The organism is Stenotrophomonas sp. Ste86 (assembly GCF_024519465.1).
Taxonomy (GTDB): domain Bacteria; phylum Pseudomonadota; class Gammaproteobacteria; order Xanthomonadales; family Xanthomonadaceae; genus Stenotrophomonas.
This window is the reverse complement of the sequence record NZ_JALJRW010000018.1, coordinates 29,505-51,737: the sequence shown is the minus strand read 5'-3', so window position 1 is coordinate 51,737 and position 22,233 is coordinate 29,505. Positions and strand designations below refer to the sequence as shown.

The window sequence follows — 22,233 nt, the reverse complement described above, 5'->3', positions numbered from 1 at the left end:
GCCAAAGGTCATGCGCGGGGCTGCGGCCAGAACGGGCAAAGCCGGGCGACGCGTGCCGCCGTGTTCACCGTGCCAGCGCCACACTGCCCGCCACGTTGCAGACACTCCCCGGGAGGCATCACGCATGCAGGCACGCAGATGGATAGGCGGGCTGACCGTCGCGGCGGCCGTGGCCACCGCCGCATTGACCGTACAGGGGCCGCGCCGGCGCGTACCACTGCCTGCGGTGGACGACATCACCCCGCTGTTGCCCGACCAGGCCCAGCTCTGGCGCTGGATCGAAGCGCTGAACGCGTTCGGCCCGCGACTGACCGCCACGCCCGCGCACGCGCAGGCGGTGGATTACCTGGCCGGCGAACTGGAAGCGCTCGGTCTGCAGGTGCACCGCCAGCATCACCGGATCCAGCGCTGGACGCCGCAGCACTGCGCGCTGCGGCTGGACGATGGCACGCCCATCGAGGTTGCCGCGCCCTATCCCTACTCGGGCCAGACCGACGCACAGGGCGTGCATGGTCGGCTGGTGTGGCTGGACTCGGCCAAACGGATGGAACCCGCGCGCGATGCGATCGCCGTGGTGCGGATCGATCCGGTGGCGATGCGCCGGGCCAAGGCGGCGATGGTGTTCCAGCAGCGTGCGATGTTGCCCGATGCCGATGCCGGGTTTGCGCGCGATGAGGTCATCCCGGTGCTGGCGCCGTTGATCGATCCGACGCTGCTCGAACGCGCGCGCAAGGCCGGCGTACGCGCCGTGGTCTGCGTGTTTGGCGGGCTGTCTGAAGGTCTGGCGCGCGATCAGGTACTGCCGTTCACCACGCCATGGATGGATTGCCCGGCGCTATGGGTGGGCGAACAGGCCGGCGAGGCGCTGCGTTCGGCTGCGCACGCTGGCCGCAGTGCGACGCTGGTGCTGCAGGCCGAGCGCACCGAGGCCGGGACCGACTCCCTGCATGCCGTGCTGCCCGGCACCACGCGGGGTGAAAGCATCCTGATCAACACCCACACCGATGGCCCCAATGCGTGCGAAGAAAATGGCGGCGCCGGACTGCTCGCGCTGGCCGCTGCCTTCGCCCAGCGCCCGCGGCGTCGCGACATGGTGTTCGTGTTCGCCAGCGGCCACTTCCAGATTCCGCAGTTCACCGACCGTGGCCAGGCGACGATGGCATGGCTGCGTGCGCATCCTGGGCTGTGGGATGGCAAGGGTGATCACGCGCGCGCGGTAGCCTGCCTGACGCTGGAGCACCTGGGCTGCCTGGAATGGAAGGACGGTCCGGGACGCAGCGACCCCCGGGCCACCGGCCGGCTGGAACGCGAGATTGTCTACGCCACCAACCCGGCGATGGAGCAGGTGTACTGCGCTGCCGTTGCCGGCCGCAGCAAGCTGCGCAGCCTGGTGGTGGCACCGCGCATTGGCGAGCTGTTCCTGGGCGAAGGCGCCAGTCCGTATCTGTGCGGAATACCGGGGATCGGGCTGGTGCCCGGTCCGGACTATCTCTGCCAGCAGTTGCCCGGCGGTGGCTTGGGGCGATTGGATGCCGGGTTTGCGTGGCAGCAGGTGTGCAGTTTCGCCAGGGCATTGGCGTTGGTCGATGCGCTGGACGCCGCAGTGATCGGCGCGGCCACGCCGGGATTGGAGAGGCCGTGGCAGCGATTGCGGGCGGTATTTACGGGGTAATGCGCGGTGGGATTGCCAGCGCGGAGACGCATGGCGTGGCTCTACCGGTTGAAGGTCGGTTACCGCGATCCGGTAGAGCCACGCCATGCGTGGCTGCACCAACGATCACGCCCGATCAGCTGATCAACCGCAGCCGCAGTTCCTTTGGCAACGCAAACACCATGGACTCCGGCTCGCCGTCGAGCTCACCGACGCCGGTCGCGCCCAGCTCCTTCAACCGCGCAATCACGCCGTCCACCAGCACCTGCGGTGCCGAGGCGCCGGCAGTCAGGCCGATGTGCTGCTTGCCGGCCACCCAGGCCGGGTCGATCTCGTGGGCGCCGTCGATCAGGTAGGACTCCACGCCTTCGCGGCGCGCCAGTTCACTGAGACGGTTGGAGTTGGAGCTGTTCGGCGAGCCCACCACCAGTACCAGGTCGCAGCGCTGGGCCAGGTCGCGCACGGCGTCCTGGCGGTTCTGGGTGGCGTAGCAGATGTCGTCGTTTTTCGGCCCCTGCATCGCCGGGAAGCGCGCGCGCATGGCCTCGATGATGCCGCGGGTGTCATCCACCGACAGCGTGGTCTGGGTGGTGTAGGCGAAGTTCTCCGGCTGGTCGATCTCCAGCGTGGCGACATCCTCGACATCTTCCACCAGGTAGATCCGGCCGGTGCCGCGCTCGCGGCTCCACTGGCCCATGGTGCCTTCCACTTCGGGGTGGCCGGCATGGCCGATCAGCACCACGTCGCGGCCGGCACGGCAGTGGCGGGCCACTTCCAGGTGCACCTTGGTGACCAGCGGGCAGGTCGCGTCGAACACCTTCAGGCCACGGCGTTCGGCCTCCTGGCGCACGGCCTGGGACACGCCGTGCGCACTGAAGATCACCGTGTTGTCATCGGGCACTTCATCGAGTTCCTCGACGAAGATCGCGCCGCGGGCCTTGAGGTCGTCGACCACGAAGCGGTTGTGCACGACCTCGTGGCGCACGTAGATCGGCGCGCCCAGGGTCTCGATCGCGCGCTTGACGATCTCGATCGCACGATCGACACCGGCACAGAAACCACGCGGATTGGCGAGCAACACGTCCATCGGTCAGATACTCCGGCCGGCGCCAGGCCGGTTCATTGCGGGATACAGGGGGAATTATCCCGCTTTTTTCTCGGCCTTGCCGTCGAACAGACCAAACACAGCGATCCCCACGGCCCCCACCACGATCGCCGCATCGGCGATGTTGAAGGAGGGCCAGTAATGGTCACCGACGTACCACTGGATGAAATCGACCACGTGGCCGTGCATCAGCCGGTCGATCACGTTGCCGATGGCCCCGCCGATGACCAGGGCGTAAGGCACGGCGCTGCGCCACTGGCCGCGCGCGGTACGCGACAGCCAGAACGCCATCAGGCCGCTGATGCCCACCGCCAGCGCGGTGAAGAACCACAGCTGCCAGCCACCGGCATCGCTCAGGAAGCTGAATGCCGCGCCGGTGTTGTAGGTGCGGAACCAGTTCCAGAAGCCTTCGATGACCACCACCGGCTGGTACTCGGGCAGGCTGGACAGGACCCAGGCCTTGCTCCACTGGTCCAGACCGATGATCGCCGCCGACAGCAGCAGCCACACCAATGCATTGGGACGCGGACGGACGGCGCTCATCAGAACCACCGCCGATCTTCGCCGGCACCGTCGAGGTTGCTCACGCAGCGACCGCACAGCTCGGCATGGGCGGCCACCGCACCGACATCGGCACGGTAGTGCCAGCAGCGCACGCACTTCTGCTTTTCGGTCGGCTGGGCGCTGACGAACACCTCATCGGTGGTCGCCGGGCGCACCTGCACGTCGCCGCTGATCAGCAGGAAGCGCAGCTCCTCGGCCAGCGGCTGCCAGCGCGCGGCGGTTTCCGCATCGGCCGCCACGGTGATCTCCGCCTCCAGCGCCGCACCGATCGCGCCATTGGCACGCATCGGCTCGAGCACCTTGGACACATGCTCACGCAGCGCCAGCAACTGGTCGAAATCGGCGGCGTTGAGCGGCGCATCGGCCGGCAGCGGCGCCAGGCCGTCGTACCAGGTGGCCATCAGCACGTTGTCCTTGCGCGCGCCCGGCAGGTAGCCCCACAACTCGTCGGCGGTGAAGCTCAGGATCGGCGCGATCCAGCGGGTGAACGCTTCGGCGATGTGGTACATCGCGCTCTGCGCCGAACGCCGGCCACGCGAGTCGATCGGCATGGTGTACAGCCGGTCCTTGGTCACGTCCAGGTAGAGCGAGCCCAGGTCGACGCTGCAGAAGTTCAGCAGCAGCTGCACGATCTCGGCCATGTTGTAGCTGGTGTAGGCCGCCTTGATCTTCTCCTGCAGCTCAAAGGCGCGATGCACGATCCAGCGGTCCAGCGCGACCATGTCGGCCGGGGCCACCAGGTGCAGGGCCGGATCGAAACCGTCCAGGTTGCCGAGCAGGAAGCGCGCGGTGTTGCGCAGGCGTCGGTAGGCGTCGGCGTTGCGCTTGAGGATCTCCTGCGACAGCGACATTTCATTGCTGTAGTCGGCCGAGGCGATCCACAGGCGCAGGATGTCCGCGCCCAGGGTCTTCATGATGTCCTGCGGCTCGATGCCGTTGCCCATCGACTTGGACATCTTGCGGCCCTTCTCATCCACGGTGAAGCCGTGGGTGAGGCACTGCTTGTACGGGGCCTGCTTGTCGATCGCCACGCCGGTCAGCAGCGAGGACTGGAACCAGCCGCGGTGCTGGTCCGAGCCTTCCAGGTACAGGTCGGCCGGCTTGCCGAAGCCACGTGCCAGCAGCACGCCTTCATGGCTCACGCCCGAGTCGAACCAGACGTCGAGGGTGTCGGTGACCTTCTCGTAGTGCGCCGCTTCCTCGCCCAGCAGCTCGGCCGCGTCGAGCGAATACCACACGTCGATGCCGCCCACCTGCACGCGGTCGGCCACCTGCTGCATCAGCTCGACGGTGCGCGGATGCGGCTCGCCGGTTTCGCGATGGGTGAAGAAGGCGATCGGCACGCCCCAGGTGCGCTGGCGGCTGATGCACCAGTCCGGACGCCCTTCGACCATGCCGCCGATGCGCGCCTTGCCCCAGGCCGGGAACCAGCCGACGTTGTCGATGGCGGCCATCGCATCGCGGCGCAGGTTGGCCTTGTCCATCGAGATGAACCACTGCGGGGTCGCGCGGAACACCACCGGGGTCTTGTGACGCCAGCAGTGCGGGTAGCTGTGCACGATCTCGACGAAGGCCAGCAGCGCCCCGGAGGCACGCAGCACCTCGATGATCAGCGGCTGTGCCTTCCACAGGTGCACGCCGGCCAGTTCGACATCGCCGGCCGGCGGGGTCGAGGGCAGGTACACGCCGCGGCCGTCGACCGGGTTGATCTGGCCCGCGGTGTACTGGTCCATCAGCCCGTACTGCTGGCTGACCACGAAGTCTTCCTGGCCGTGGCCCGGCGCGGTATGCACCGCACCGGTACCGTCTTCGGCCGAGACGTGCGCGCCGTTGAGCAGCGGGATGTCGCGGGTGGGATAGAACGGATGGGCCAGCAGCAGGTTTTCCAGCGCGGCGCCGGTAGCGTGGCCGTGCACGACCAGGTCGTCCACGCCATAGCGCTGCAGCGAGCGCTCGGCCAGGGCCGCGGCCAGCACCAGCCAACGGCGCTTGCCGTTGTGGGCCGGACCTTCAGCCAGCACGTAGTCGATCTCCGCACCGAGGGACACCGCCAGCGAGGCCGGCAGCGTCCACGGGGTGGTGGTCCAGATCGGCACGGCGACCTCGACATCGGCCGGCAGGGTCACGCCGAAGCGCTGCGCCAGCTGCTGCGAATCACGCGCCACGTAGGACACGTCGATCGCCGGAGACGTCTTGTCCTGGTATTCGATTTCCGCCTCGGCCAGTGCCGAGCCGCAGTCGAAGCACCAGTGCACCGGCTTGGCGCCGCGCACGATGTGGCCGTTGGCGAACACCTTGGACAGCGCGCGGATTTCATTGGCCTCGAAATCGAAGCTCAGCGTCTTGTACGGGTTGTCCCAGTCGCCGATCACGCCCAGGCGCTTGAAGTCGCGACGCTGCAGGTCGATCTGCTCTTCGGCGAACTCGCGGCACTTCTGGCGGAACTGTTCGGCATCGAGCTTGACCCCGACCTTGCCCCACTTCTTCTCGACCTGGATCTCGATCGGCAGGCCATGGCAATCCCAGCCCGGCACGTAGGGCGCATCGAAGCCGGCCAGGTAGCGCGACTTGACGATGATGTCCTTGAGGATCTTGTTGACCGCATGGCCCAGGTGGATCTGGCCATTGGCGTAGGGCGGGCCGTCGTGCAGCACGAACAGCGGGCGACCCTGCGCGTTCTCGCGCAGGCGGGCGTACAGGCCCTCGTCTTCCCAGCGCGACAGAATGCCCGGCTCGCGCTTGGGCAGGTCGCCGCGCATCGGGAATTCGGTTGCCGGCAGATGAAGGGTGGCTTTGTAGTCCTGGCTCACGCAGTGGCTCGCAATCTGTGTTCGGAAAGGATGTGACGCGCCTGTTCGGCGTCACGGTGCATCTGGTCGGTCAATGCGGCCAGATCTTGGAACTTTTCTTCGTCGCGCAACTTGGCGACGAACTCCACTTCAATGTGGCGACCGTACAGGTCGCCTTGGAAATCGAACAGGTGCGCTTCCAGCAGCGGCTCTACGCCCTCCACCGTCGGCCGCGTGCCGAAGCTGGAGACCGATGGCCACGGCTGGTCGAACACCCCGTGCACCCAGGTCGCGTAAATACCCGACAGCGCCGGCGTCTTGGGGAAGCGCAGGTTGGCGGTGGGGAACCCCAGCGTACGGCCCAGCTGCCGGCCGCGCACTACCCTGCCTCCGATCGAATACGGACGCCCGAGCAGGTCATTGGCGTGGCTGAAGTTGCCCTCGCGCAGCAACTGGCGGATGCGGGTGCTGGAGATGCGCTCGCCGTGCAGGTCGATCGGCTCGATCTCGCCGGCGCCAAATCCGCGCTCGGCGCCCATCGACTGCAGCAGCGCCAGGTCACCGCGACGGCGGTTGCCGAAGCAGAATTCCGGGCCGATCCACACCTCGCGCGCGCTCAGGCGCTGCACCAGCAACTGCTGCACGAAGTCTTCGGCCTGCATCGCCGCCATGCGCGCATCGAAGCGCAGCAGGCCGATCGCATCCACGCCCAGCTCGCTGAGCATGGCCACCTTGTCGCGGGCCAGGGTCAACCGCGGCGGCGGCTCGCCCTGGGCGAAATACTCACGCGGCAGCGGTTCGAACGCGACCGCCACGGCGGCCACGCCCAACGCGCGCGCGCGCGCAACGGCGTGGCGCACCAACGCACGATGGCCCAGGTGCAGGCCGTCGAATGCGCCGATGCAGACCACGCTTCCGTGCGGGAACAGTTGCCCGCCTTCGATACTTCTAAACAGCCTGCTCATCAACTGGGAATCCGGCCCACCAGGGCCGATGCGTTGCAAGGGATAGCCATGAAGTATAGCCGGGGTGTCCACGGATCAATGCTCGCGCAGGTGGCGCGGGCGGAAACCCATCGCGACCAGGGCCACCAGATAGGTCAGCCCACCGCTGCCGACCAGCAGCGCCAGATTGCCGATGCGGTGCCATTTGTCCATGCCGGTGAAGCCGGGCATGGTGAACAGCAGGCCCAGCAGCACCGCCACCATGGCCAGGCAGGCCAGGCCCAGGCGGGTCACGTAGCCGGCCCAGCCGGGCTTGCGCTGGTACACGCCGGTCTTGCCCAGCCAGTACCACAGCAACCCGAGATTCAGGTAGCTGGACAGCGCGCTGGCAATGCCCAGCGCCAGGTGCAGGCCCGGCTGCTTGCCCAGCGCGACCCACACGCCCTGCGCCTTGAGCGCTTCGGGCACCATCACCTGGTACAGCACCGCCAGCAGGATGAAGTTGAACACCATGTTGGCCACCAGCGCGGCGATACCGGCGCGCACCGGGGTCTTGGTGTCCTGGCGGGCGTAGAACGCCGGCAACACCACCTTGAGCAGCGCGAACGCCGGCAGGCCGAAGCTCAGGCCATACACCGACAGCGCGGTCATGCGGGTATCGAACGCGCTGAACTCGCCATGCTGGAAAATCGTGGCGATCAGCGGCTCGGCCAGCAGCAACAGGCCCAGCATTGCCGGCACCGCGATCAGCAGCGTCGTGCGCAGCCCCCAGTCCAGCGCGCTGGAGAAGCCGGTCTTGTCGGTGCTCACGTGGTGGCGGGCCAGCGCCGGCAGGATCACGGTACCCAACGCTACCCCGAACACGCCCAGCGGGAGCTCCAGGAAGCGGTCGGCCAGCGACAGCCAGGACTGCGAGCCATCGGTCAGCTTGGCGGCGATCACCGTATCCAGCAGCAGGTTGATCTGCGCGATCGAGGAACCGAACAGGGTCGGCACCATCAGGGTCAGCACCTTGCGCACCCCGGGATGCCGCCAGCCCCAGCGCGGCAGGGTGAGCAGGTTGATGCCCTTCAGCGAGGGCAGCTGGAACAGCAACTGCAGCAGCCCGGCCGCCAGTACCGCCCAGCCGAGGGCCAGGATCTGCTTCTCCGGGGTGCCGCCCAGCCGCGGGGCCAGCCACAGCGCGCCGGCGATCATGCACAGGTTGAGGATCACCGGGGTCAGCGCCGGCATCGCGAACTTCTGGAAACTGTTGAGCGCCCCGCCGGCCAGCGCGGTCAGCGAGACGAACAGCAGGAACGGGAAGGTCAACCGGAACAGGTCCACCAGCAGGCCATGCTTGGCCGGGTCGGTATCCACCCCGCTGGAGAACAGGGTGGCCAACTGCGGTGCGAAGATCAGCGCCAGCGCCGTGACCAGCAGCAGCACCCCGCCCAGCGTGCCGGCCACGCGCGACATCAGCTCGCGCAGTTCGGCATGCGAGCGGGTTTCCTTCACTTCCGTGAACACCGGGACGAACGCCGTGGCGAACGAGCCTTCGGCGAACAGCCGGCGCAGGAAATTGGGCACCCGGAAGGCGACCCAGAAGGCGTCGGTCACCGCATTGGTGCCGAACGTGGTGGTGATGACCAGGTCGCGAACCAGCCCCAACACCCGCGAAATCATGGTCATGCTGCTGAAAGACAGCAGGCCCCGCAACATCCTTGGTGAACTCACCCGTGTTCCCTCTTGACAATTGACTTGACGTACATTTTTCGAGCCATCATACTTTCCAGCTTGCTGTTCCCATTACACCGATTTTTCAGGAAACCACCACTGTGGCCAATATCAAGTCCGCCAAGAAGCGCGCCAAGCAGACCGTCGTGCGCAACGCGCGCAATACGGCTCAGCGTTCGATGCTGCGCACCGCTGTCAAGAAGGTGATCAAGGCTCTGGATGCCAATGACGCCGCCGGCGCCGAGGCAGCCTTCGCTGTTGCCCAGCCGATCCTCGACCGTTTCAGCTCGCGTGGTCTGATCCACAAGAACAAGGCTGCTCGCCATAAGAGCCGCCTGACCGCGCGCATCAAGGCCATCAAGGCCGCCTGATCCGGCGACGTGGTTGCGGTAAAGCCACGCCCTGCGTGGCTTCGACCCGATCGCACAAAAAGACCCGGCCCCGGCCGGGTTTTTTGTTGGGCGCGATTCCTGGGCGCCCGCGCTGCCGCGATCGTCCACCGATCCATTCCGGCCCGCGCCAACGGTAGAGCCACGCGCGCCGGACGCGCGCCACGCATCGCGTGGCCCCGGCCCTGCGACACCACAGAAAAACCCGGCCGCAGCCGGGTTTCTCAGGGGCGCGCGGATGCGCTCAGTACGCATCGCGCGCTTGCGCCTCGTCTTCCTTCTGGCGGTCGAAGAAGGCCATGATGTTGGTCATGATCGGCCAGGTGCCTTCACGGCCCAGCGCCGACACCAGGTACCACGGCTGGGTCCAGCCCAGTTCGGCCACGATCTTCTCGGCGGCCGCCTTGGCCTCGTCCTCGAACATCAGGTCGGCCTTGTTCAGGACCAGCCAGCGCGGCTTGTCCAGCAGTTCCGGGTCGTGCTTGGCCAGCTCGCGTTCGATCGCACGGACCTGCTCGATCGGCGACACCCCTTCCACGCCGCCTTCCATCGGGGAGATGTCCACGAGGTGCAGCAGCAGGCGGGTGCGCTGCAGGTGGCGCAGGAACTGCGCGCCCAGACCGGCGCCGTCGGCGGCACCTTCGATCAGGCCGGGAATGTCGGCGATCACGAAGCTGCGGTAATTTTCCACACGCACCACGCCCAGGTTCGGGTACAGGGTGGTGAAGGGGTAATCGGCCACTTTCGGGGTGGCGGCGGACACGGCGCGGATCAGCGTGCTCTTGCCCGCGTTGGGGAAGCCCAGCAGGCCGACGTCGGCCAGCAGCTTCAGCTCCAGCTTGAGCAGGCGCTCCTCACCCTCTTCGCCCGGCAGCGCCTGGCGCGGCGAACGGTTGGTCGAGCTCTTGAAGTGCATGTTGCCCAAACCGCCACGGCCGCCCTTGGCCACCAGCAGGGTGTCATCGTGCTGGGTCAGGTCGCCGATCACTTCGTCGGTGGCCACGTTCATCACCACGGTGCCGACCGGCACGGTGATGATCAGGTCTTCGCCACCCTTGCCATAGGCCTGGCGGCCCATGCCGTTCTCGCCGCGCTGCGCCTTGAAGATGCGCTCGTGGCGGAAGTCGACCAGGGTGTTCAGGTTGGCGTCGGCGCGGATCCACACGCTGCCGCCATTGCCGCCATCGCCACCGTCCGGGCCGCCCAGCGGAATGAACTTCTCGCGACGGAAACCGACGCAGCCGTTGCCGCCATTGCCGGCGGTGACCTGGATTTCTGCTTCGTCTACAAGTTTCATGATTCTGGATGCCAACTGGAGGCGATGGGCGACGGATGCGCCCGACCGCAGAGTCTAACGTCCCCGGTACGATCCAGGGACGGTGGCGGGAAGGATCCCCGCACCGGTGTATTCAATAAAAACAAAAACCCCGCCGAAGCGGGGCTTTCGTCAGCGGCCCCACGCCGAGGCGTGGGCGCCCGCGTATCGCGAAGATCAGGCTTCGGCGACGACGCTGACGGTACGACGCTTCTTCGGGCCCTTCACCGAGAACTCCACCTTGCCGTCGACGAGCGCGAACAGGGTGTGGTCACGGCCCAGACCAACGCCGGTACCCGGGTGGAACTGGGTGCCGCGCTGACGGATGATGATGTTGCCGGCATCGATGGCCTGGCCACCGAAGATCTTGACGCCGAGGTACTTCGGGTTGGAGTCGCGACCGTTGCGCGATGAGCCTACGCCCTTCTTATGTGCCATGACTGGTCTCCTTGATTACTTGCTGCCACCGGCGATGCCGGTGATCTCGATTTCGGTGTAGTACTGACGGTGACCCTGACGCTTCATGTGGTGCTTGCGGCGACGGAACTTGATGATCCGGACCTTGTCAGCACGACCCTGGGACACGACCTTGGCGGTGACCGAAGCGCCGCTCAGCGCGTCGCCGATCTTGATGCCATCGCTGTCGCCCAACATCAGGATGTTGTCGAACTTGATCTCGTTGCCGACTTCGACTTCGAGCTTTTCAACGCGGAGCTTTTCGCCCTGCGCCACGCGGTATTGCTTACCGCCGGTTACCAGTACTGCGTACATGACCAGACTTCCTCTGTAGTTATTGTGGTCTATGGACTGCTGCCATCGAGGGCAGACAGAAGCGGGATTTTAATGACTGGGAGTGGGTCGGGTCAAGTCACCCCCCGCCTTGCCCCGTCTGGACCTGAATCCTGTTCAGGTAACGCCCCGGCGGGTCGCATTCGATGAGACCCGGGGCTGGCAATGTGCGCGATTGCCCCCAAATCCCAAGCTCGGTAGGCTGACCGATTGCCGTCTCCGCTTGCCCCACCCGCTTGCCGGCCCTCCGGGCCAGAGCCTCACAACGGATCCCCCATGGCGATGGAATTCATCCGCATCCGCGGCGCGCGGACGCACAATCTCAAGAACATCGATCTCGACCTGCCCCGCGACAAGCTCATTGTCATCACCGGCCTGTCCGGCTCGGGCAAGTCGTCGTTGGCGTTCGACACCATCTACGCTGAAGGCCAGCGCCGCTACGTGGAATCGCTGTCGGCCTATGCCCGGCAGTTCCTGAGCGTGATGGAAAAGCCGGACCTGGACCATATCGAAGGCCTGTCCCCGGCGATCTCGATCGAGCAGAAGTCGACCTCGCACAACCCACGCTCGACCGTCGGCACGATCACCGAGATCTACGATTACCTGCGCCTGCTGTACGCCCGCGTCGGCAGCCCGCGCTGCCCCGACCACGGCTACCCGCTGGAAGCGCAGACGGTCAGCCAGATGGTCGACCACGTGCTCACCCTGGACCCGGAGCAGCGCTACATGCTGCTGGCTCCGGTGATCCGCGAGCGCAAGGGCGAGCATGCCCAGGTGTTCGACCAGCTGCGCGCGCAGGGCTTCGTGCGTGTGCGCGTGGATGGCACCCTGCATGAAATCGACGCGGTGCCGCCGCTGGCGCTGCGCCAGAAGCACACCATCGAGGCGGTGATCGACCGCTTCCGTCCGCGCGAAGACATCAAGCAGCGCCTTGCCGAGAGCTTTGAAACCGCCCTCAAGCTGGGCGACGGCATGGTCTCGGTGCAGTCGCTGGACGTGGAGGACGCGCCCGCGCACCTGTTCTCGTCCAAGTACAGCTGCCCGGTCTGTGATTACTCGCTGCCCGAGCTGGAACCGCGCCTGTTCTCGTTCAACTCGCCGGTCGGCGCCTGCCCGGGCTGCGATGGGCTGGGCATGGCCGAGTTCTTCGACCCCTCGCGCGTGGTGGTGCACCCGGAGCTGTCGCTGTCGGCCGGTGCCGTGCGCGGCTGGGATCGTCGCAATGCCTATTATTTCCAGCTGATCGCCTCGCTGGCCAAGCACTACAAGTTCGATGTCGATGCGGTGTGGCAGAGCCTGCCCGAAGACGTCCGCAAGGCGGTGCTGTTCGGCAGCGGCGAAGAAACCATCACCTTCACCTACTTCACCGAAGCCGGTGGCCGCACCCAGCGCAAGCACCGCTTCGAAGGGATCATTCCCAATCTCGAGCGCCGCTACAAGGAAACCGAATCCTCGGCCGTGCGCGAAGAGCTGGCCAAATACATCAGCGAGCGCAACTGCCCCGAGTGCAACGGCCAACGCCTGAACAAGGCCGCGCGCAACGTGTTCGTTGCCGACCGTGCGCTGCCGGAACTGGTGGTGCTGCCGATCGACGAAGCGCTGAAGTTCTTCAGCAGCATGTCCCTGCCCGGCTGGCGCGGCGAGATCGCCGGCAAGATCGTCAAGGAGATCGGCGAGCGCCTGGGCTTCCTGGTCGATGTGGGCCTGGATTACCTCACCCTGGAACGCAAGGCCGACACCCTGTCCGGCGGCGAAGCCCAGCGCATCCGCCTGGCCAGCCAGATCGGCGCCGGCCTGGTCGGGGTGATGTACGTGCTGGACGAGCCGTCGATCGGCCTGCATCAGCGCGACAACGAGCGCCTGCTCGGCACCCTCACCCGCCTGCGCGACCTGGGCAACACGGTGATCGTGGTCGAGCATGACGAAGATGCGATCCGCCTGGCCGACTACGTGCTGGACATCGGTCCGGGCGCGGGCGTGCATGGCGGCGAAATCGTCGGCCAGGGCACCCTGCAGGACATCCTGGATTCGCCGCGCTCGCTGACCGGACAGTACCTGTCGGGCAAGCGCGCCATCGAGATCCCGGCACGCCGGCACAAGCCCAATCCGAAGATGACCCTGCACCTGCGCGGGGCCAGCGGCAACAACCTCAAGGGCGTGGACCTGGACATTCCGTCGGGCCTGCTGACCTGCATCACCGGCGTGTCCGGCTCGGGCAAGTCGACCCTGATCAACGACACCCTGTTCTCGCTGGCCGCCAACGAGATCAACGGCTCTTCGCACGCGATCGCCCCCTACAAGGAGGTCGAGGGCCTGGACCTGTTCGACAAGGTGGTGGACATCGACCAGTCGCCGATCGGCCGCACCCCGCGCTCGAACCCGGCCACCTACACCGGTCTGTTCACGCCGCTGCGCGAGCTGTACGCGCAGGTGCCCGAAGCACGCGCACGCGGTTATTCGCCCGGGCGTTTCAGCTTCAACGTGCGCGGCGGCCGCTGCGAAGCCTGCCAGGGCGATGGTCTGATCAAGGTGGAAATGCACTTCCTGCCGGACGTGTACGTGCCCTGCGATGTGTGCCACGGCAAGCGCTACAACCGCGAAACGCTGGAGATCCTGTACAAGGGCTACAACATCAACGACGTACTGCAGATGACCGTCGAAGATGCGCTGAAGCTGTTCGAGCCGGTGCCGAGCATCGCGCGCAAGCTGGAAACGCTGGTCGACGTGGGCCTGAGCTACATCAAGCTGGGCCAGAGCGCGACCACCCTGTCCGGCGGCGAAGCCCAGCGCGTGAAGCTGTCCAAGGAACTGTCGCGGCGCGATACCGGCCGCACCCTGTACATCCTGGACGAGCCGACCACCGGCCTGCACTTCCACGACATCGAGGCGCTGCTCGGCGTGCTGCACAAGCTGCGCGACGAAGGCAACACGGTGGTGGTGATCGAGCACAACCTGGACGTGATCAAGACCGCCGACTGGATCGTCGATCTGGGTCCGGAAGGTGGCCATCGCGGCGGCACCATCCTGGTCACCGGCACGCCGGAAGACGTGGCGGCCTGCCCGACCTCGTACACCGGTCAGTTCCTGGCAAAGATGCTGCCCTCCATCAGCGCGCGTCCGGAGCGACCGGCCGCGGTTGCCAACAAGCCCGACGCCCGCCCACCGCGCAAGGCCAAGCCGGAGAAGCCGGTCAGGAAGGCGGCGGCGGCCAAGAGCACCGGCAAGGTCAGCAAGACCAGCAAGACCAGCGCCGCCAGCAAGAAGAAGAAGGACGCCTGATGAGTACCGAACACAAGATCCTGGCCCGCGTACCGATCAGCGTGCGCTGGCGCGACATGGACAGCATGGGCCACGTCAACAACGCCAAGTACATTTCCTACCTGGAAGAAGCGCGCGTGCGCTGGATGCTGGGCGTGGAAGGCGTGTCGATGACCGACCGCATAGCACCGGTGGTCGCGGCCACCAATGTCAACTATCGCCTGCCGATCGTGTGGCCCAACGACATCGTGGTGGAGCTGTTCGTCGAGCGCCTGGGCAACAGCAGCGTGACCATCGGCCACCGCATCGTGGACGAGAAGAACGACAGCACGCTGTATTCGGACGGCAACGTGGTAGTGGTATGGATGGACACCCAGACCGGCAAGAGCGCACCGCTGCCGGAGGCGATCCGCAGTGCGTCCACCTGAGCAGGTAGTGCCGGCCGATGGCCGGCAACCTCAGACTCCCGGACGGATATGTGCATGATTGCCGGCCGCTGGCCGGCACCCTCATGACGCCGGATCGATGTGCATGGATGCCGGCCAGCGGCCGGCACTACCGCCATTCGTTCAAAGGACTGCCATGTTCCACCAGACTGACATCCGCACACTTCTTCCGGGAATGACGCCGTTCCCCGCCGACGTTTTTTCCCGGGAGCAACCGTGGCTGGCCCAGCACCTGCTGCCGCTGATCGGCATCGACCTGGGCATCCTGCGGCCGGAACTGGCCGGCACCGTGGCCACGATGCTGTGCCCGATCGAGCCGTATGAAGGCTGCATCGGCGAAGACACGCAGGAACACCACAACGCGTTTACCGGTACCAACTGGATCGCCTTCGAACTGACCACCGACAACCGCATGCGCTTCCTCGGCAACGTGGGCTACTTCATCGGCGAGCAGGTGCAGGACAGCGACGCGGTGGAGCATATCGCCGAGATGCGCGACAGTTACGCCAAGGCACACGCCTATTTCCAGATCCACGGCCGCCTGGCCAGCTATTCGCGCTATGGCGATGGCGAGCCGGGCGAGCAGGCGTATCTGGACCGGCTCGGCGGGCAGATTTCCGGCGGCAACTGGACCGAGACCGCGGAGATCCCGGCGGCATTCGAAATCGCACTGGACCCGGCGATGTATGACCGCGACCGGCCCGACGATGCCGAGAACGTGCGCATCACCCACGACGGCAAACCGTTCTTCGCGGTCGCCGAAGTGGCCGGTTACAACTGGTGCGCGGCGGGCGCCGATGCGATCGTGATGCTGTACGAACCAGACAGCCGCACGGTGCTGTTCTCCTACGACTGGACGTAACCGCAGCGTCTGGGTCTTGGAAAAGGCAGCCGAGCATGGCTCGGCTCTACCGATCATGGCCCGCGCGACGCGCAATCACCCTGTGACGCATCCCGGTAGCCGGGCATGGCGATCATGGGCCGCGCGACGTGCAATCACCCTGTGACGCATCCCGGTGGCCGGGCATGGCGATCATGGCCCGCGCGACGCGCAATCACCCTGTGACGCATCCCGGTAGTGCCGAGCCATGCTCGGCACCTCTGGCCAATGGCCGCTCAGCGCGCTGCGCCACTGCGCACCTGCAACTGCCCATCCACCTTGCGCCCGTCTTCCAGGCTCAGCCGCAGCGGCAACACCTTGCCCTCGCTGAGCGGCACCTCCGGCTGCATCAGCATCAGGTGCAGCCCGCCCGGCTTCAGCGCCACCGTGGCACCGGCCGCGATCGGCAGCCGCTCCACCGCGCGCATCCGGCTGACCCCGTCCACCAGCGTGGTTTCGTGCAGCGACACATCGCCGAAGGCCTTGCTGCCGGCGCCCACCACCACCACGGCGCTACGGCAGCCATTGTGGATCTGCCCATATCCCGCCGCCATCGGCATTGCCCCCGGCGGCAGCCGCACCCAGCCTTCTCGCACCGACACGCACGCCGGTTCGGCGGCGATGGCCGATGTTGCGAACGCACACAGGGCCAACAATACGCACGCGAATGGTTTGGTTATCATCGCCTCAGTTCCCTGTCCGCAACGAGATCGCAGCATGACGACGCTTATCGAGGTGATCAACCATGGCCCCCTCCGCGAACTGCGGCTGGCGCGCCCGCCGGTCAACGCGCTGGACACCGAGCTGTGCCGCCACCTGATCGGCGCGCTCAACCAGGCCATGGCCGATGACGTGCACGGCATCGTGCTGTCCGGCAGCGAGCGCATCTTCAGCGCCGGCATGGACGTGCCCCATCTGCTCAGCCATGGCGATGACAGGCACAAGCTGCTGGACAGCTGGCAGGCGTTCTTCGGCGCGGTGCGCACGCTGGCCGAATGCCGGGTGCCGGTGGTGGCCGCGCTGACCGGGCATGCCCCGGCCGGCGGCTGCGTGCTGGCGCTGTGCTGCGATTACCGGATCCTGGCCCGCAGCCCGGACCCGGCGCAGCCGACCGTGATCGGGCTGAACGAGGTCCAGGTGGGGCTGGTCGCCCCCGAAGGCATCCAGCGCCTGATGCGCCGCGTGGTCGGCCACCATCGCGCCACCCAGTTGCTGGTGGGCGGGGAAATGGTCCCGGCCGAGCGCGCGCTGGAGATCGGGCTGGTGGACGAACTGGCCGACGCCGCCCAGGTGGTGCCGCGCGCGGTGGCCTGGCTGCAGCGCCTGCTCAAACTCCCACGCCAGCCGATGCTGCTGACCCGCGCGATCGCCCGCGCCGACCTCCACGAGGCCTTGCACGCGGACCTGATCCAGCTCGACCGCTTCGTCGAGGCCTGGTACGCCCCGGACGCCCAGCAGGCACTGCACACCCTCGCAGCACGCCTCGGCAAAGGCTGACCCTCCGGTAGTGCCGGCCCATGGCCGGCAACCAAGCAATGCCCGAAACCCAAGGTAGTGCCGGCCGTTGGCCGGCAACCAAGCAATGCCCGCACCCCGGTAGTGCCGACCCACGGCCGGCAACCAAGCGACGCCCGCACCGCAGGTAGTGCCGGCCGTTGGCCGGCAAGCAAGCAATGCCCAAACCCCAAGGTAGTGCCGGCCGTTGGCCGGCAACCAAGCAATGCCCACCCCAGGTAGTGCCGGCCGTTGGCCGGCAACCAAGCAATGCCCACACCCCAGGCAGTGCCGGCCCACGGCCGGCAACCACGCCCCCGCCCACCATGCGCTGCATGGTGGGATCCACCAGCCTGAAGCGAGCCTCTGAATCAGGGCGGGGCGGCCGCGAAGCGCCGGGGGCGTGGATGGCAATGACATGGCCCCCGCGGTTTGCCAAGCGAACCGCAGGAGCGGCAGCGCGAGTGCATTGCCGTCATGCGGCCAGCGACCGGCACTACCCTATAATTCGGGTCCTCCCCCTGCCGGTTGCTTCCCTTGTCCGACACGCACGAACCCGTCGTCTCCGAGCTGATCGACCTGCTCACGCTCGAGCGCCTGGAAGACAACCTGTTCCGTGGCCAGAGCCGCGACATCGGCACCAAGTACGTGTTCGGCGGGCAGGTGCTGGGCCAGGCGCTGTCGGCCGCCCAGGCGACGGTGGACAACGGCCGCCATGTGCATTCGCTGCATGCCTACTTCCTGCGCGCCGGCAACATCGACCACCCGATCGTCTACGACGTGGACCGCACCCGCGACGGTGGCAGCTTCTCGGTACGCCGGGTCACCGCGATCCAGCACGGCAAGGTGATCTTCTTCTGCGCGGCCTCCTTCCAGCAGGCCGAGACCGGGGCCGAGCACCAGCACAAGATGCCCGAAGTGCCGCAGCCGGAAGACATCGAGCCCAACCGTCCGCTGCCGCCGGAAGTGCTCGAGCGGCTGCCGATCAAGGTGCAGCGCTGGCTCTCGCGCGGCGGCCCGTTCGAGTTCCGCCATGTCTACCCGCGCGACGAACTCCATCCGCCCAAGCGCCCGCCCTACCACCAGGTGTGGCTGCGCCTGAATGAAACCGTGGGCGATGCGCCCGAGCTGCACCAGGCGCTGCTGGCCTACGCGTCGGACTTCCACCTGCTCGGCACCGCGACCTTCCCGCACGGCATCAGCTATTACCAGCCGCACGTGCAGATGGCTTCGCTCGACCACGCGATCTGGTTCCACCGTCCGTTCCGCGCCGACGACTGGCTGCTGTATTCGCTAGACAGCCCCAGCGCGCAGGATTCGCGCGGGCTGGCGCGTGGCCAGTTCTTTACCCGCGACGGTCTGCTGGTGGCCAGCACCGCCCAGGAAGGCCTGATCCGCGTGGTGCCCGACAGTGACGCGGCCGCCGCCGTACCGGCCAAGGACTGACATGAGACAGATATTCAACAGCCAGCGCGTGGAGACCGTCGAAGGCGTGGCCAAGCTGCTGCGCGACGCCGGCATCGAAGTGCGCATCACCAACGGGCGCTCGTACCACAGCAAGCGGGGCAGTCAGTTCAGCTACCTGGACACCAGCAAGAACACCACCCACCCGACCCTGTGGGTGGTGCACGCCAACGACCAGCCGCGCGCGCGCGAAATCCTGCGCGATGCGCGCCTGCTGGAAACCACCCGCCGCGACCACCCCACCGCCGAGTTCGCTTTCCGCGACCAGGTGGGCGAGGTCGCGCCGCGCCGCAACTGGGCCTGGCGGATCCGCATCGGCCTGCTGCTGGTCATCGCCGCCGTGGCGATGGTGGTGGTGATGCGTCACCGCAGCGCCCCCGCCGTGGCCCCTGCCCCGGTGGTACAGCCGGCCCCGGCCGCCGCCCCGGCCCAGCCCGCACCGCCGGAAGATGACGAAGTCCGGGTGAGAATCCAGCCCGCCAAGTAGTGCCGGCCGCTGGCCGGCTGCTTCTGCGGGCGGGTAGCTGCGGAGCCGGCCAGCGGCCGGCACTACCTGCGGGCGGGTAGCTGCAGAGCCGGCCAGCGGCCGGCACTGCCCGGTCACATTCCGTCGCTGCGGTCGTCATACTCGGATCACCCCCGGGAAGGACGCCATGACGCTGCTGCTGACCACCACCCTGGAACGCGACCTGCCCGCCGCCGCCAAGGGCTGCACGCAGTCCTATGGCCGCATCGTGCTGGCCTGCCAGAACACCGTCACCGCGATCGCCCTGGCGATCACCCGCGACGTGCAGGCCAGCGAAGACATCGCCCAAGAAGCCTTCATCAAGGCCTGGCAGCAGCTCACCCAGCTGCACAACCCGTCCAGCTTCCTGCCCTGGCTGCGCCAGATCACCCGCAACCTGGCGCGCGACTGGCTGCGCGCCAACCGCGGCCGACCGCTGTCCGGCGAAGCGGCCGAGATCGCGATCAACATGGCCGCCGATCCCGGCCCGACCGCGCCCGAGCGGCTGCAGCGGGTGGAAGAAGAACTGGCGGCCGAGGAAATCATCTCGGCGCTGCCCGAAGACGCCCGGGAAACCCTGCTGCTGTACTACCGCGAAGGCCAGAGTTCGCAGCAGGTGGCCGAACTGCTGGGCCTCAGCGACGCGGCGGTACGCAAGCGGCTGTCGCGCGCCCGCGCCAGCGTGCGCGAAGAGATGCTGCGCCGCTTCGGCGACTTCGCCCGCAGCAGCGCCCCCAGCGCCGCCTTCGCCACCACCCTGGCCTCGGTGCTGATCATCGCCGCCCCCGGCACGGCCAGCGCCGCGATCCTGCTCGGCACCGGACTGGGCACCAGCAAGCTGGGCCTGGGCGGTGCCACGTTGTCCGGCGGCACCGCGCTGGGCTCGTTGAGCGCCGCGCTCAGCCAGACCGCCGCCCCCGGCCAGATGTTGGGCATCGGCACGGTCGTCGGCAGCCTGCTCGGCGGCATGCTGGGCAGCTACCTCGGCGGGCGCTATCTGCTGTCCTACGCGGAAACCCCGCGCGAGCGCGAGCAGGTCCGCGCATTCGTGGTCCTCAGCAGCGTCACCGCGCTGGTGATGTGCCTGTCGGTGCTGATGCTGAGCGTGCTGGAGGCACCGGTCTGGCTGCTGCTGACTGCGATGGCGGCGGGCATGGGCGCAGTGAACTATCAGTGCCTGTTCCCGCTGCAGAAAGTGATGGCGCCCATGCTGGCGCGCGATGCCGCCCGCCATGGCCGCCATGGACCGAACTGGAAGTACCAGCTGATGTACGGCCGCGCGGCGATCGTGGTGGTCACCCTGGGGGTGGCGATCCTGGTGCTCTACAGCCTGCGGCAGACCGGTCGGCTGTAGAAACGACACAGCGCCGGTCGATGACCGGCGCTGTGTGCTTACCCGTGGATCGGCTTACTTGGTGGCCGGTGCCTTCGGCGGCATCGGCGGCTTGCCATCGCGGTGCTTGCCATCGCCGTGGCCCCCACGCGGACCACCGAACGGGCCCTTGGCTGCGTCGAACTCGGCCTTGCTCAGCTGGCCATCCTTGTTGGTATCGGCTGCGGCGAACCAGGCGTCACGGTGCTGCTTCATGCGCAGCTCGCGGTCGGCCTTGTCCAGGTAGCCGTCCTTGTTGACATCCATCTGGTCGAAGCGGGCGGCCAGGCGCGGATCGGCCTTGGCTTCCTCGCGGCTGATGCGGCCATCCTTGTTGGTGTCCAGCTTGGCCATCCTGTCACCGCCGCCGCCCGGGCCACGCCCATGGCGCTTGCCGTGCCAGCGCGGCATTTCCTCGCGCGAGAGCTTGCCATCCTTGTTCTTGTCCAGGGTGTCGAACTGCGCGGCCAGGCGCGGGGCCTTGGCCGCCTCGGCACGGTCGATGACGCCATCGCCGTTGGTGTCGAGCGTGGGGCGGGCCGGCGGGTCGGCGGGCGTCGGCGCATCGGCGGCGACCGCCAGGCCGGCAGCGCCGGTGGACAGCAGCAGGGCCAGCAGCAGAAGGGGTTTGCGATTGCGCATGGATCACTCCGGTTCGTAAGGTATCGGCGTGCGGTGCGTGGCACCCACACCGGTAACAACGCCCGGCCGGCGGCGCCGTTGACAGCTTGGCCGGCGATGTTCATTTGGCAGACAGTCGCGCCCCCTGCGACGCCCCGGCGCTATGCTGGGCGCATGGCAATACACGGCGACCGCGACGACGAGCTGCGACTGTTCCAGACCGGTGACCACCCTTGTGGTTACTGGCCGGAACGGGCCGCGCGCGACCTGGTGCTCGATCCCCAGGACGCGCGCCTGGGCACGCTTTACCCGATGGCGCTGAGCTGGGGCTTCCGCCGTTCCGGCGACCTGGTGTACCGGCCGCACTGCGCCAACTGCCACGCCTGCGTGTCGGTGCGTGTGCCGGTGGCGCGCTTCGCCCCGGACCGCAGCCAGCGCCGCTGCCTGGCTCGCAACGCCGACCTGGAAGTGCGGATCGTGGCCGCCCAGCAGACCGAAGAGCAGTTCGCGCTCTACCACCGCTACCTCACCCACCGGCATGCCCAGGGCGGCATGGACGAACACGGCCCGCATGAGTTCGACCAGTTCCTGATCGGCCAGTGGGCGCAGGGCCGCTTCATGGAACTGCGTGCGCCCGCCGAGGCTGGCCGCCGTGGTGCCCTGCTCGGGGTCGCGGTCACCGACGTGACCCCGCAGGGGCTGTCGGCGGTGTACACCTTCTTCGACCCCGACCACGCCCACCGCAGCCTGGGCACCTTCGCCATCCTGCAGCAGATTGCCTGGGCCCGTCGCGAGCAGCTGCCGCACCTGTACCTGGGGTACTGGATCCGCGACCACCGCAAGATGGACTACAAGCGCCGCTTCCGCCCGCTGGAGGCTTACGACGGCCGCCGCTGGCACGCCTTCGACGACGAACTGGACGGGCGTTGAC

General features: G+C 67.4%; 20 protein-coding genes. 10 read left to right on the top strand and 10 right to left on the bottom strand.

What is annotated here, in order from left to right; translation table 11 throughout:
- The first annotated feature begins 124 nt into the window (after positions 1-124).
- Positions 125-1,672 carry a hypothetical protein gene (locus tag NR101_RS14915; protein ID WP_256777119.1) on the top strand — a complete coding sequence of 516 codons (1,548 nt, stop codon included), beginning with the start codon at positions 125-127 and terminating at the stop codon, positions 1,670-1,672.
- A gap of 115 nt (positions 1,673-1,787) precedes the next feature.
- Here NR101_RS14915 and ispH read toward each other — a convergent pair whose 3' ends face one another.
- The 5 genes from ispH to murJ form a co-directional block, all read right to left on the bottom strand.
- Complete coding sequence (ispH, locus tag NR101_RS14910; RefSeq protein WP_256777121.1) at positions 1,788-2,738, bottom strand: 4-hydroxy-3-methylbut-2-enyl diphosphate reductase; 951 nt, start codon at positions 2,736-2,738, stop codon at positions 1,788-1,790.
- Positions 2,739-2,792: 54 nt separating this feature from the next.
- On the bottom strand, positions 2,793-3,299 hold the full coding sequence (gene lspA / locus NR101_RS14905; protein WP_256777122.1) for a signal peptidase II: 507 nt from the start codon (positions 3,297-3,299) through the stop codon (positions 2,793-2,795).
- A complete protein-coding gene (ileS, locus tag NR101_RS14900; protein ID WP_256777123.1) occupies positions 3,299-6,130 on the bottom strand; it encodes an isoleucine--tRNA ligase in 2,832 nt (943 codons plus the stop codon). The genes lspA and ileS overlap by 1 nt, the downstream gene beginning before the upstream one ends.
- Positions 6,127-7,074 carry a bifunctional riboflavin kinase/FAD synthetase gene (locus tag NR101_RS14895; protein WP_256777124.1) on the bottom strand — a complete coding sequence of 316 codons (948 nt, stop codon included), beginning with the start codon at positions 7,072-7,074 and terminating at the stop codon, positions 6,127-6,129. The genes ileS and NR101_RS14895 overlap by 4 nt, the downstream gene beginning before the upstream one ends.
- 75 nt (positions 7,075-7,149) lie before the next feature.
- Positions 7,150-8,754: a murein biosynthesis integral membrane protein MurJ gene (murJ, locus tag NR101_RS14890; RefSeq protein WP_256777167.1), complete on the bottom strand. Its 1,605-nt coding sequence runs from the start codon at positions 8,752-8,754 to the stop codon at positions 7,150-7,152.
- Between the two features lie 116 nt (positions 8,755-8,870).
- Here murJ and rpsT point away from each other — a divergent pair, with 116 nt between their 5' ends.
- On the top strand, positions 8,871-9,140 hold the full coding sequence (rpsT, locus tag NR101_RS14885) for a 30S ribosomal protein S20 (protein ID WP_019184515.1): 270 nt from the start codon (positions 8,871-8,873) through the stop codon (positions 9,138-9,140).
- A gap of 262 nt (positions 9,141-9,402) precedes the next feature.
- On the opposite strand, the gene cgtA is transcribed toward rpsT, so the two are convergent.
- From cgtA to rplU, 3 genes are all read right to left on the bottom strand, one after another.
- Positions 9,403-10,455, bottom strand: coding sequence for an Obg family GTPase CgtA (cgtA, locus tag NR101_RS14880; RefSeq protein WP_256777125.1), 1,053 nt, complete (start codon positions 10,453-10,455; stop codon positions 9,403-9,405).
- Between the two features lie 195 nt (positions 10,456-10,650).
- The gene (rpmA, locus tag NR101_RS14875) at positions 10,651-10,911 is read right to left on the bottom strand and encodes a 50S ribosomal protein L27 (protein ID WP_256777127.1); all 261 of its coding nucleotides are present in this window, start codon (positions 10,909-10,911) and stop codon (positions 10,651-10,653) included.
- Between the two features lie 15 nt (positions 10,912-10,926).
- Complete coding sequence (gene rplU / locus NR101_RS14870; protein WP_256777131.1) at positions 10,927-11,244, bottom strand: 50S ribosomal protein L21; 318 nt, start codon at positions 11,242-11,244, stop codon at positions 10,927-10,929.
- A gap of 294 nt (positions 11,245-11,538) precedes the next feature.
- Here rplU and uvrA point away from each other — a divergent pair, with 294 nt between their 5' ends.
- The 3 genes from uvrA (at position 11,539) to NR101_RS14855 (ending at position 15,828) form a co-directional block, all read left to right on the top strand.
- Positions 11,539-14,541: an excinuclease ABC subunit UvrA gene (uvrA, locus tag NR101_RS14865; RefSeq protein WP_256777132.1), complete on the top strand. Its 3,003-nt coding sequence runs from the start codon at positions 11,539-11,541 to the stop codon at positions 14,539-14,541.
- Positions 14,541-14,948 (top strand): thioesterase family protein, encoded by a 408-nt coding sequence (locus NR101_RS14860; RefSeq protein ID WP_256777134.1) that lies wholly within the window; start codon positions 14,541-14,543, stop codon positions 14,946-14,948. Before uvrA ends, NR101_RS14860 begins: the two co-directional genes overlap by 1 nt.
- Before the next feature lie 154 nt (positions 14,949-15,102).
- Positions 15,103-15,828 (top strand): enolase, encoded by a 726-nt coding sequence (locus NR101_RS14855; protein WP_256777136.1) that lies wholly within the window; start codon positions 15,103-15,105, stop codon positions 15,826-15,828.
- Between the two features lie 254 nt (positions 15,829-16,082).
- On the opposite strand, the gene NR101_RS14850 is transcribed toward NR101_RS14855, so the two are convergent.
- Positions 16,083-16,529: a copper chaperone PCu(A)C gene (locus NR101_RS14850; RefSeq protein WP_256777137.1), complete on the bottom strand. Its 447-nt coding sequence runs from the start codon at positions 16,527-16,529 to the stop codon at positions 16,083-16,085.
- 34 nt (positions 16,530-16,563) lie between these two features.
- Between NR101_RS14850 and NR101_RS14845 the strand changes: the two genes are divergently transcribed.
- The 4 genes from NR101_RS14845 (at position 16,564) to NR101_RS14830 (ending at position 20,663) form a co-directional block, all read left to right on the top strand.
- Complete coding sequence (locus tag NR101_RS14845) at positions 16,564-17,343, top strand: enoyl-CoA hydratase/isomerase family protein (RefSeq protein ID WP_256777142.1); 780 nt, start codon at positions 16,564-16,566, stop codon at positions 17,341-17,343.
- 534 nt (positions 17,344-17,877) lie between these two features.
- Positions 17,878-18,786, top strand: a complete 909-nt coding sequence (tesB, locus tag NR101_RS14840; protein WP_256777147.1) for an acyl-CoA thioesterase II — start codon at positions 17,878-17,880, stop codon at positions 18,784-18,786.
- 1 nt (position 18,787) lies between these two features.
- A complete protein-coding gene (locus NR101_RS14835) occupies positions 18,788-19,291 on the top strand; it encodes a pathogenicity-like protein (RefSeq protein ID WP_256777150.1) in 504 nt (167 codons plus the stop codon).
- Between the two features lie 166 nt (positions 19,292-19,457).
- Positions 19,458-20,663: an RNA polymerase sigma factor gene (locus tag NR101_RS14830; protein ID WP_256777151.1), complete on the top strand. Its 1,206-nt coding sequence runs from the start codon at positions 19,458-19,460 to the stop codon at positions 20,661-20,663.
- A 54-nt stretch (positions 20,664-20,717) separates the two neighbouring features.
- Here NR101_RS14830 and NR101_RS14825 read toward each other — a convergent pair whose 3' ends face one another.
- Complete coding sequence (locus NR101_RS14825) at positions 20,718-21,323, bottom strand: EF-hand domain-containing protein (RefSeq protein WP_256777153.1); 606 nt, start codon at positions 21,321-21,323, stop codon at positions 20,718-20,720.
- A gap of 153 nt (positions 21,324-21,476) precedes the next feature.
- On the opposite strand from NR101_RS14825, the gene NR101_RS14820 reads away from it, so the two are divergent.
- The gene (locus tag NR101_RS14820; protein ID WP_306175563.1) at positions 21,477-22,232 is read left to right on the top strand and encodes an arginyltransferase; all 756 of its coding nucleotides are present in this window, start codon (positions 21,477-21,479) and stop codon (positions 22,230-22,232) included.
- Position 22,233 lies beyond the last annotated feature (1 nt).